Origin of the sequence: Methylobacterium sp. Leaf88 (genome assembly GCF_001422795.1) — a bacterium.
In the GTDB taxonomy this organism is placed as follows: Bacteria; Pseudomonadota; Alphaproteobacteria; order Rhizobiales; family Beijerinckiaceae; genus Methylobacterium.
In genome coordinates this window covers 1-10,930 of record NZ_LMMK01000042.1, presented here as the reverse complement: position 1 = coordinate 10,930, position 10,930 = coordinate 1, and the positions used below count along the sequence as shown (strand labels likewise).

Below are 10,930 nucleotides of genomic sequence, written 5' to 3'. Positions count from 1 at the left end.
CGTGGACACGTCCGCCCCCTCCACAACCGCCCCCGTCGTCGGGCCGGCCGCAGGCAGAAGCGAGGTACAGCCCGACACGAGGCAGGCTGTCAGGGCGGCCAGGGACGCCTTACGAAGCATTGTTACTCTCCTGACCGGACCGCGCGCAGGTGCGATCCGGCGACGACGCCCGCCTCGGTCACGGCGCACGGGCGGCGCCATCGTGTTCGATGAAACGCGATCCCGAGGTCGCCCGTGAGGGGACCGGGATCACGGCACAAGCCTCCGAGCGGTGGCCGCGTCGGACGATAGCGGCAAAACGCTGCGATCGGATTAACGGATCGTGCACCCAGGCAGGCTCCGACCGGCCCATGCTGGATCCGGCCGCCTATCCATCACCAATGCGTCACGAGGGTGGCAAAGCCAAGCTCTCCCCCTCTCCGAGGAGCGCGATGATCTGACGGAGTTGACGCCCGAGCTCCGCCGCCGTGAGGTCGCGTCGGGCTCCCCCCCCGCCGGCATCCGGTCCGAACCGGAAGATGGCGTAATCCGTCGCCGTGCCGCCGAAACCGGGCCGGCAATTGGGAAGGGCCGGAGCATGATCGCCGAACACGCAGAGGGTGGCCCGCAGGCCTTCCAATCCGGCGAGGAGGGCTTCCACGGCCCGGCCCGTATTGCGTACATGGGTCAGGTATTGTGCCAGTGGGTCGTCGATACCCGGCAGACGCCCCGGCTTCCACGGCCCGTGGTTCTCCATCGTGATGCCGTACAGAAACAGGGGGCCGCTGCGCGCGCGGACTTCCGCCAGCACGCGGTCGGCCATCGCCGCGTCGCCGACATAGGGTCCCACCCGGGGTGCCTCGGAGAAGTCGTCCTCCATGATCAGGCGATCGAAGCCGAGGCGTGTCACCACCGCGGCGCGGTTGAAGAAGTCGCGGTGGAAGGGATGCACGAAGACGGTCTCGAACCCCGCATCGCGGGCGCGCAGGGGCAGGCTCGTCGGCTCGTGGCCGCCATGGGTGAGGTAGGGGTCGAACACACCGAACCCGAGATCCTCGGCATCGGTGCCGGTCAGGACCGCGTGCTCAGTGCGCATCGTGTAGGCCCCGTGGGCCGGCACGCGCAGCCGCCCGTGGAGGGTGGCGCGCTCGCGAATGATCTCCATCAGCGGCAGGGGCGGTCCGCCGAGGCGTACCGGATCGAGGAAGGATTCGAGCTGTACCACGACGATCACGGGTGCGTCGCCCCGCTGGATCGGGGTCGGGAGAGCCGCTCCCCGTTCGGTTCGGCGATGGGCGCGCCAACGAAGGGCATAGCCGAGCAGCGTGGCCGGAAGCCCGAACCGAGCGATGTCGACGTCCAGTGCCGGCGCCGGAAACAAGCGCGCGAGGGCGGCGGCGGCCTTCCCCTCCCCCGAGAGCACCACGCTGCTGACCAGCATCAGCGGGAGGCCCAGGATCGCCAGGACCGCGACGCTCGGCTCGGCCGGCAGGATGGTCGGCTCAATCGCATACCAAGTGGCGACCGCTGTGAAGCCGACGAGAAGCGGCCCGGCCATGCGAGGGTCGCTGAGCGGGTGGGTGTAGTAGAGCTCCGGATGGCGCGGCACCTGCCGCAGGAGGGCGAAGTCGCTGAAGACCAGCGGTTCGCCGATGATGCCGCGTTTGAGCCGGCTGACGATGGTGAGGATCAGAATCGTCAGGACGCAGGAGACGCCCGCGAGCCAGGGACGCCAGGAGAACTGAAACCAGAACGCCATCACCCATCCGTAGCCCGCGAGGCGGATCGCGAGGTCGCGGGGACGCAGGCTTACGGGCCGCGCCTGCCCACCCTCGCGGGCCTCGATGGCCAGACCGAGCAGCAGGGCGAGGGTCAGACTGAGAAGAAAGGTCATTGCGGCGTCAGGGCTTCCGGTCCGGAAATCGCTCGACGCCGCGCTTGGCGCGAAGGCGTCGGATGAGAGGGTTCAGCAGAGCGTAGCGCATCCGCATGGTGAGAATCCCCGTTCGACTCATGGCGAGGCGCGAAGGACCGGCCGCATCGCGAGCGGCGGCGAGGCGATCGAGGAGGCGCTCGGCCGAACACGGCTTGAGAGTGACCGGATCGAGGTAGAGCGGGTAGAGCAGGAGGGCGCCCGCCACGAGTTCGTCGAGCGCGAGCCGGCGCCCCCGATCCGCGCCCGGGGCCAGATCCTCGGTCAGGCCCCATCCGGCGTAGAACGGACGCCCGTGGACCGCGACGGTGCGGCCGCGGATCAGGGCTTCGAAGCCCGCCAGCGAGGTCATCGTCTCGACATGGTCGACCCGGTCGAGCAGATCCACGATGGAGAGCCCACCGACGATCCGGTCGGCGAGGGTGAGAGCCTCGGCCTCCGGGATTGCACCGGTCCGGAACCCGGCCTCCACGTCGGGATGCGGCTTGTAGAGCAGGAACGCGTCCGGGTTCCGGGCCCGGGCGGCTCGCAGCAGATCGCGGTTCGAGCGCACCACCGGGGAGCCGTGCATCACCGAGGCGTCATCCTCGACCTGGCCGGGGACGAGCACGATCCGGCGATCGCACGGCCAGTCGCCGGACTCGTCGTTGAGACCGACATTGTATTTGGTCAGGCGGCGGGCGATCACGAGTTCGCGCAGGGCCTTCGCCCGCGCGACGAGGTCCGGCGGGAAGGTCGACGTCCGCAAGAGAAAAGCGAGCCGGCTCTCGGTCCGTGGATCGTAGTAGATCCCGCGATCGTCGACGACGATCGAGGCGCCGGGGGCGAGGCCGGCCCCGAGGCCCACGGAACGCAGGAAACCGTCCTCGATCCGCGCGAGAGGCACGCCCGCTTCGGCGCAGAGCGGCCCCAGCCGTTCCGGCATGCGCGTGGCCCAGACCCGGACCTGGGCCTGGTGCGCCCGTGCGGCGGCCACGGCATCCTCCGCCGTCATGGTGTGGATCGGTGGTCCCTGCGGACCGACCATGAATGCGTCGAGAACCGGACGCTTCCAGCCCGAGATGCCGACCAGCACCGTCCGTGTCTCGTTGTCGGCGAAGCGGTCGCGCAGCCATGCGACGCGGTCGAGGCAATCCCCGAACCCGATCGGGGCCCGCGTCCAGGGATCGAAGTAGTGGATCCCCGTGCCGTAGCGCAGGGCCACGAGCTCCTGCATCGTCGGGGGTGCGGACATGTCACCCGGACGGCCGACGTCGCACCCGGCGAGACGCGCCTCGCAGGCCGTCGCCCAGTCGTCGACGAAGACCTGGCGAACCTGTTCGAACAGCGCCCAGGGATCGACCGGGGATGGGATGACCCGCAAGTGCGGAGAGAGGCTCGGCGACAGGTCCGTGCATCCGCTTGAGCCGGCGACGAGGAACGTCCTGTCCGGGTGCGCTGCCAGCACGCGCATCACGAAGGCCCGAAGGCGGGCGCCGGAGTGGGCGACGGCGCCCTCGGCGAGAATGAGGGACGGATCGGCGAGACCGGACAAGGCCTCCGAGATGGCCTCGACGGTCCGGCGGGAGAACCGATTCCGTCCGAAGGTCCGGGCGCGCAGCAGCGCCTCGGTGTCGACCTGCCCAAGACAGGTTGCGTGGCCAGCTTGGTCGACGCGGAGGCTCGCCATCCCCGTGCCGGGCGTGTCGTAGGGAGACAGCAGGGGACCCGGTCCCACGATCACGGGACGTGCCAGGCGCTGCGCGACGCTGCGGAGAACGCCGGAATCCCAGACCACGGGCGCCGCCCCCGGACGCCAGCGGGAGGCGAAGGGGACGTCCAGCGCGGTCGAGATCTCGGATCGCAGCGCGTGAACGCGTCCGCCTGTGGATAAGAGGGATGACGGCAGGGTCGAGGGCATGCGCACTTTCGGATCGACGTAACCGGCCGCTGCCTTAGCATCTTCGGGGCTCCGAGGGGCGTGGGTCGGGGGAGAGCGCTCGCCCGGGCCGGGCAGCCGCACCGCAGGGGGCGTTGCCGTAAAGGCACAGGCCACCGGAAATCCATTCCGGCCCTACGAGCGCCCAATTGCTGGGATGGGAGTCCCGTGCGACGGATTTGACCGTCCAGGGTGGCCCGCCATTGAACGGGCGCAGGAGCAGGCGTCGGAGAGAATGCTTCAGCCCCGCGCAGACATGCATCGCGACGGACAGGCGACGTTCCTCTTCCTCCAGGGACTCGCATCACCCTTCTTCGCAGAGCTGGGCCGCGCCCTGGAGGCGCGCGGCCATCGTGTGCGGCGCATCAATTTCTCGTCCGGCGACTGGCTGTTCTGGCGCCTCCCCTCGGACAATTACCGGGGCCGCTTCGACAAGTGGGGCGCCTACGTCGCCGACTACGTCCGCACGCACGGAGTAACCGACATCGTGCTCTTCGGAGATTGTCGGCCCTACCATGTCGCCGCCACGGCCGCCGCCCAGCCCTTCGGCGTCCGATTCCACGTCTTCGAGGAGGGCTATCTCCGGCCGAACTGGATCACCTGCGAGCTCGGCGGCGTGAACGGCAACTCGGCGCTGCCGAAGACCGCGGACGAGATCCGCGCCGTGGCCCGCCGCCTGCCGCAGCCCGGCCGCGCGATGCCGTCGAGCGGCGACATGGCCCGGCGCAGCCTCTGGGACGTGGCCTACAACATCGCGAATTTCGGCTTCCCGTACTTCTTCCCGCATTTCCGCAGCCACCGGCCGCATCACATTGCGGTGGAATATGCCGGCTGGATCAAGAAGTTCGCCCGGCGCGCCCATACGCGGCGCGAGGCGGCACGACTGAACGAAGCCTACACGGCGATCGGCGTCGATTACTTTCTGCTGCCGCTCCAGCTCGACAGCGACTACCAGATCCGCGTCCATTCCCCCTTCCTGGGGGTCGAAGGCTTCATGGATCGGACGATCGCGTCCTTCGCCGCCCATGCGCCGGCGCCGACCCGCCTGCTGATCAAGCTGCATCCCCTCGACAGCGGCCTGATCAATTGGCGCAAGTACGCCCGCCATTCGGCGCGCCGGCACGGGGTCAACGACCGCCTGGACATCATCGACGGTGGCGACCTGCCCAGCCTGATCGCCGGCAGCCGCGGCGTCGTCCTGATCAACAGCACCGTCGGCATGCTATCGCTCGAACTCGGGCGCCCGACCTGCGCCGCCGGCAATGCGATCTACAACTTTCCTGGCCTCACGCATCAGGGCGGCGTGGACTCGTTCTGGACGGCTCCGACGCCGCCCGACGGCCCCTTGATGGCGGATTTCCGACGCGTCGTCCTGCACCGCTCGCAGATCAACGGCGGCTTCTTCTCCCGCCCGGCCATCGAGCGGGCGATCGCCGGCACCATCCCGCGGCTGGAAGCGACGCTGCCGGCCTCGGCCCTGGCCGCGGCCGGCGCGATCCGGGCTGACGACAGCGAGCCCCAGGAACTGGCGCCGGTCTATTGATCCGGTCCGGCCGGGCGCGCTAGCAGTCCCGATGCCCGTCATCCTGATCACCGGCGCGTCCAGCGGCATCGGCGCCGCCCTCGCCCGCCACTACGCCGAAGCCGGCACGACGCTGATCCTTCAGGGTCGTGACCGGACCCGTCTCGAGGCGATCGCCGACGCGTGCCGCGCCAAGGGGGCCGCGGTCGAGACCCGGCGCCTCGACATTCGCGAGCGAGCATCCGTCGCAGACTGGCTTCAGGGCGCCGACCGCGCCCATCCCCTCGACCTCGTCATCGTCAACGCGGCGATCAACGGCGGCGATCCCGGCGGGGACGTGGAGACCGAAGCCATGGCCTTCGAGACCGTGGAGGTGAACCTCCTCGGCGCCCTCAACGTCGCCCTGCCCTGCGTGACCCTGATGCGGGCCCGCGGCCACGGGCAGATCGCGCTGATCTCGTCCCTGGCGGCCTTCGCGCCACTCCCCGACGCGCCCTCCTACAGCGGAACCAAGGCGGCGCTGCTCGCGCATGGTCTGGCGCTGCGGGAGAAGCTGAAGCCGCACGGCGTGCGCATCAACGTCGTCACCCCCGGCTACGTGAAGACCGCCATGGGCGGCGAGTACCAGGGCTGGCGTCCCCTCGAGCTCAGCGCCGAGGACGCGGCGCGGCGGATCGCGCGCGGCCTGGCCAAGGACCGGGACATCGTCGCCTTCCCGTGGATCCTCGCGGTGGGTGCGCGCGGCGCAGCCCTGCTGCCGGAATTCCTGCGACGTCTCGGCATGAGCGGTTTCAAGTTCAAGATCCGGGTCGGGCGGTGAGCCGCCCCCGGATCGCGCTGTTCGTGCTGGAGGCCCTGCCGAACGCCCGCGCCGTGCGCCGCTTCGTCGGCGACCACGCGACGGAGATCGCCTTCGTCGGCCTGTCGAACGCCGAACGACCGAGTTCCGGCGGCCTCGTGGGACAGGTCCGGCGCCATCTCGCGCGCTCCGGCCCGGCGATCCTGCCCTATCTCGGCGTCAATTTCGGACTGCCCGATCTCCTCGCGCCGCTCTCGCCGCTGACACGCCGGCTGACCGGCGCCAACAACTCGGCGGGCGCCACGCCCCTGAAGGCGCTCTGTCGCGAGCTTCGCATACCGACGCTGAAGGTCGACGACGTCAACGGTCCGGAGGTGGCGCAGGCCTTCGCGCGGCACATCCCCGATCTCATCGTCACCTTCCATTTCGACCAGATTCTTTCCGGCCCGACCTTGATGCGCGCACCGCTGGGCGGCCTCAACGTCCATCCCGGCCTGCTGCCGCGCCATCGCGGGCCCGTGCCGACCATCCACGCGCTGGCGGAATCCGAGCCGTCCTTCGGGGTGACGATCCATCGCCTCGCCGTCACGATCGACGCCGGCGCGATCCTTTCGCAGGAAGCGGTCCGCCTGCCGGAGGATACGACGGCGACCCGCGCCTCGATGATCCTGCACGAGCACGGGCGGGTCCTGCTCGACCGGGCGCTCGCGGACCTCGCGGACGGACGGCTTCCCGCCGGGACGATCGCGCCGGTCCTGCCCTATTGCCCGTTCCCGGACCGGACCCTCCTCAAGACACTGCGCCGCCAGGGCCGCAAGCTCACGGACGGGCGGGACCTGAAGGACGCCCTGGCCTTGAGCGCCCGGGCCTGAACCGGCGCCCGCCTCCTGGGAAGCGGGCGCCGGGCCGTCGTCTTATCGCGAAAACTTCTTGTACTTGATCTTCTTCGGCATCAGCGAATCGGCGCCGAGGCGACGCTTCTTGTCCTCCTCGTAATCCGAGAAGTTGCCCTCGAACCACTCGACGTGGCTCTCGCCCTCGAAGGCGAGGATGTGCGTAGCGATGCGGTTCAGGAACCAGCGATCGTGGCTGATGATGACGGCGCAGCCCGCGTAATCCTCCAGCGCCTCTTCGAGGGCCCGCAGGGTCTCCATGTCGAGGTCGTTGGTCGGCTCGTCGAGCAGCAGAACGTTGGCGCCGCCCTTCAGGGTCCGGGCGAGGTGGACGCGGTTGCGCTCACCGCCCGAGAGGGTGCCGACCTTCTTCTGCTGGTCGGAGCCCTTGAAGGCGAAGGCGGCGCAATAGGCCCGGGAATTGATCTCCCGCTTGTTGAAATAGATGATGTCGTTGCCGCCGGAGACCTCCTGCCAGACCGTGGCGTTCGGATCGAGCGCGTCGCGCGACTGGTCGACGTAGCCGAGATGGACGGTTTCGCCGACGGAGATGGTGCCGCCGTCCGGCTTTTCCGCACCGGTGATCATCTTGAACAGGGTCGTCTTGCCGGCGCCGTTGGGGCCGATCACGCCGACGATGCCGCCGGGCGGAAGCTTGAACGAGAGATCCTCGATCAGCAGACGATCGCCGAACGCCTTGTTGAGGTGCTCGAACTCGATGACGTTGTTGCCCAGGCGCTCGTCGATCGGGATGACGATCTGCGCCGAGGCGTCGATTTTGTCCTGGGACTTGGCCACCAGCTCCTCGTAGCGGGTGATGCGGGCCTTCGACTTCGACTGGCGGGCCTTCGGCGAGGCGGCGATCCACTCCTGCTCGCGGTTGATCGCGCGCTGGCGGGCCATGTCCTCGCGGCCCTCCTGCTGGAGCCGCTTCTGCTTCTGCACCAGCCAGGCCGAGTAGTTGCCCTCGTACGGGTAGCCGCGAGTCCGGTCGAGCTCGAGGATCCATCCCGTGACGTTGTCGAGGAAGTAGCGATCGTGGGTCACGATCAGGATCGCGCCGGGGTACTGACGCAGGTGGCCTTCGAGCCAGTTCACCGTCTCGGCGTCGAGGTGGTTGGTCGGCTCGTCGAGGAGCAGCAGTTCGGGCTCCCACAGCAGCAGCTTGCACAGGGCCACGCGGCGGCGCTCGCCGCCCGAGAGGGTCGCGACGGGCTGCTCGTCGCTGGGGCAGCCCAGCGCCTCCATGGCCTGGTCGACCTTGGAATCCAGCTCCCACAGGTTGGCGGCCTCGATCCGGTCCTGAAGGGCGGTCATCTCGTCCGCCGTCTCCTCGGAATAGTTCATGGCGAGTTCGTTGTAGCGGTCGAGCAGCGCCTGCTTCTCGGCGACGCCCTCCATCACGTTCTCGCGCACGGACTTGTTCGGATCGAGCTGGGGCTCCTGCGGCAGGTAGCCGACCCGGGCACCCTGGGCGACGAAGCCTTCACCGGTCCAGTCCTTGTCGATGCCCGCCATGATCTTCAGCAGGGTCGACTTGCCCGATCCGTTGATGCCGAGCACGCCGATCTTGGCGTCCGGGTAGAAGGACAGGTTGATGTTATCGAGGACTTTCTTGCCCCCCGAATAGGTCTTGGTCAGACCCTTCATGTGGTAGATGAATTCGCGCGCCATGGTGGTATCCCTGTCGTGTCGGCGGCCCGGCGCGCCCTGCGCCTCGACCATCGGAATCAGCGTGTGCAGTGTTGCGCGGCTGCGTCCGGTCGAACCGGACGGCGTGCCGCGCCAAGAGCGCCGATGCGGTCGGACCTCGGGCGCTCGCCGTCGTCGAACCGCTTCGCGTGAGAGTGTTGCGCCGGAGTATCAGGGCGGCGACCGACCGGCAAGAACGGGGCCGAGAAGAAGGGCCGAGATCCCGGCCTCAGGCGAAGGGGTTCTTCACCGTGTCGGCGGACCGCGACTCCTCCGCGACCTGTTCGGGCAACGGCGCCGCCTCCAGGGCGGCCACGATGGCGGCGAAGGCCGCTGCGAGGGCCCGGGCCCGCTCCAGCCCGCGCGCGTCCCGCGCGAGGTCGAGACTGCCGTGGATGGCGATCCGATCGCGGCCGTTCTCGACGGAGAGACCGCCGATCGTCTGGACGGCCGCGTCGTCCGCGAAGGGCGTGAACCGGACCGGGCTCGTCTCCGACCGCGTGTCCGACGACCGGTCTGGGTCATGGGGGGCACCCGTCTTCGGCATCGGAACACCCCCCCTCAGAAGATGGCACGCATCAGATCGCGCCAGAGACGCCGCAAGGCGCGATGCAGCTGGTCCTTGGCCCAGGACTCGAACGAATCCGTTTGGGGCGCCCGGCGGCGCGGACGCTCGTCGCCTTCGGGTTCGCCCCGAGAATAGGCCCGCGGCTCCGGCAGATCCATCGCCCGTACCTTGGCGGTGGAGACCAGCATTGGAAAGACGTCGAGCCCGGACACCGTGCGCAAGGTGTCGACGGAGACGGCCTGCCAGGGCGGATTGTCCTGATTCGCCATCAGGTAGGCGCCCGCCTCCCCGGTGGCCGGGTCATAGAGCGCCTTGAAGAGCTGGGTCGGCACCAGGACGCGCCCGTTGATCGCCTGAACGGCATCGCCGGAATAGATCGGTCCGGTCACGACGTAGAGCGTGCCGCGTCGGGTGGCGAGACGCCGGACGCTCTCCTCGATCGCCGCCCAGAGCCCGCGATTGAGGGCGCGGTCCTGCGGGACGATGTTGGCGAGACTGAAGGACTGCGCCTGGGCCGCGCCGGTCGGCATGTCGCCGGCCGGGGCCATGTGGCCGCGGTCGTATCCGCTACGGGCATAATCATCGAGCCGCGCCCGGTCCGCCACCGGCAGCGCATCCTCGTCATGGAAGGCGTCGATGCGGTCGACCCGGCGAGCCGCCGCGACGCTGTCCCGCGTCAGGCGCTCGGCGGCGTAGAGCGGCGTCCGAGAGAGGCCGGAATGGAGCACCGCGAAGGCTTCGTAGCAGAGCGGCACGGCGCGTTCGGCCAGTTTCGGGTTGATGATCTCCGGCCGGCGCCCCTCCGCGAACGCGTCGGCGCAGCCCTCGGCCAGGGCCGCAACCGGTGCGACGCAGAGCCAGGCAGACAGCAGCAGCAGGCGTGGACTGACCATGGATCGCGTGGGCTCAAAAGCATACGCGGACTTTGCGGATCCCCTGTGGAGTCGCCCGCGTGCGATAGCCGCAGGGCCGACCGAGGGTACCCTCGAAGGGACGCACATCGCGATCGGCCGGACCGGGTCCTGCCTGGACGCCGCAGGTGCCGGGTGTCCCGCACGGGAACGTGAAGGGCTCGACCGGCGCGTGTCGGCGCACGAGCGACGGGTCGGCGGTACGGCCCGCCGCCCAGGCGGAACCGCTCGCGAGTGTCGCGATCACGGCGAGGCCGGCGGGAAAGCGGAGGAGCGACATGGCCTGCCTCGATGCGGGATCGGCGGACGGGAAAAGACGATCGCACCGTTGATCGGAACGAGCGGTGGGATTACCTGCCGGAGTTCAGGCGTCGGCGCCAGCATCTCCACAGTCACGGCGCGGCGACGGATCGGTCTCCCGCGCTTCGGATTTCGGAATGGAATTGCAGACCGCGCGCGGTCTGTGGGAAAGCGCAAGCGCCCCCTGGCGTGGCAATGCCGCGTAATGACGTTATAAGTGCGATCGAAGGGCCCCGGTTTCGTCTTGGGGCATGCATCGTTCGAGGGTCGGTCCGCGCAGAGCGTTGGCGGCGGGCCGGATCGAGCGGGTGCCAGCAAACGAACGGGTGTGGATTCAGTGTCACGGCAAGAAACCTCGCAAGAGAAGACCTCGCAAGAGAAGACCTCGCAAGACAAGATCGCGCCGGAGCGGGCG

8 protein-coding genes are annotated in these 10,930 nt (G+C 69.2%); 3 read left to right on the top strand and 5 right to left on the bottom strand.

Annotated elements, in window-relative coordinates:
• Positions 1 to 385: 385 nt before the first annotated feature.
• Positions 386 to 1,873 carry an LTA synthase family protein gene (locus ASF20_RS16310; protein WP_056275817.1) on the bottom strand — a complete coding sequence of 496 codons (1,488 nt, stop codon included), beginning with the start codon at positions 1,871 to 1,873 and terminating at the stop codon, positions 386 to 388.
• A 7-nt stretch (positions 1,874 to 1,880) separates the two neighbouring features.
• Entirely contained in the window at positions 1,881 to 3,581 is a 1,701-nt protein-coding gene (locus tag ASF20_RS16305; RefSeq protein WP_244476456.1) for a capsular biosynthesis protein, read from the bottom strand.
• Between the two features lie 484 nt (positions 3,582 to 4,065).
• Between ASF20_RS16305 and ASF20_RS16300 the strand changes: the two genes are divergently transcribed.
• Genes ASF20_RS16300 through ASF20_RS16290 form a run of 3 tightly spaced genes read left to right on the top strand, consistent with a single transcriptional unit; the run spans position 4,066 to position 7,023 of the window.
• Positions 4,066 to 5,373, top strand: a complete 1,308-nt coding sequence (locus tag ASF20_RS16300; protein ID WP_056275810.1) for a capsular biosynthesis protein — start codon at positions 4,066 to 4,068, stop codon at positions 5,371 to 5,373.
• A gap of 31 nt (positions 5,374 to 5,404) precedes the next feature.
• Positions 5,405 to 6,172 (top strand): SDR family NAD(P)-dependent oxidoreductase, encoded by a 768-nt coding sequence (locus ASF20_RS16295; protein ID WP_056275807.1) that lies wholly within the window; start codon positions 5,405 to 5,407, stop codon positions 6,170 to 6,172.
• Positions 6,169 to 7,023, top strand: coding sequence for a formyltransferase family protein (locus ASF20_RS16290; RefSeq protein WP_056275803.1), 855 nt, complete (start codon positions 6,169 to 6,171; stop codon positions 7,021 to 7,023). Before ASF20_RS16295 ends, ASF20_RS16290 begins: the two co-directional genes overlap by 4 nt.
• 42 nt (positions 7,024 to 7,065) lie before the next feature.
• On the opposite strand, the gene ettA is transcribed toward ASF20_RS16290, so the two are convergent.
• From ettA to ASF20_RS16275, 3 genes are all read right to left on the bottom strand, one after another.
• Entirely contained in the window at positions 7,066 to 8,718 is a 1,653-nt protein-coding gene (gene ettA, locus ASF20_RS16285; protein WP_056219775.1) for an energy-dependent translational throttle protein EttA, read from the bottom strand.
• A gap of 247 nt (positions 8,719 to 8,965) precedes the next feature.
• Positions 8,966 to 9,283, bottom strand: a complete 318-nt coding sequence (locus ASF20_RS16280; protein WP_244476455.1) for a hypothetical protein — start codon at positions 9,281 to 9,283, stop codon at positions 8,966 to 8,968.
• 14 nt (positions 9,284 to 9,297) lie between these two features.
• A complete protein-coding gene (locus tag ASF20_RS16275; protein ID WP_056275800.1) occupies positions 9,298 to 10,197 on the bottom strand; it encodes a DNA/RNA non-specific endonuclease in 900 nt (299 codons plus the stop codon).
• Between the last annotated feature and the right edge of the window lie 733 nt (positions 10,198 to 10,930).

Bases quoted from the DNA above. Each gene is read 5' to 3' on its own strand.
- ASF20_RS16310 (WP_056275817.1), bottom strand. From the start codon at position 1,873: ATGACCTTTCTTCTCAGTCTGACCCTCGCCCTGCTGCTCGGTCTGGCC.
- ASF20_RS16305 (WP_244476456.1), bottom strand. From the start codon at position 3,581: ATGGCGAGCCTCCGCGTCGACCAAGCTGGCCACGCAACCTGTCTTGGG.
- ASF20_RS16300 (WP_056275810.1), top strand. From the start codon at position 4,066: ATGCTTCAGCCCCGCGCAGACATGCATCGCGACGGACAGGCGACGTTC.
- ASF20_RS16295 (WP_056275807.1), top strand. From the start codon at position 5,405: ATGCCCGTCATCCTGATCACCGGCGCGTCCAGCGGCATCGGCGCCGCC.
- ettA (WP_056219775.1), bottom strand. From the start codon at position 8,718: ATGGCGCGCGAATTCATCTACCACATGAAGGGTCTGACCAAGACCTAT.
- ASF20_RS16280 (WP_244476455.1), bottom strand. From the start codon at position 9,283: ATGCCGAAGACGGGTGCCCCCCATGACCCAGACCGGTCGTCGGACACG.
- ASF20_RS16275 (WP_056275800.1), bottom strand. From the start codon at position 10,197: ATGGTCAGTCCACGCCTGCTGCTGCTGTCTGCCTGGCTCTGCGTCGCA.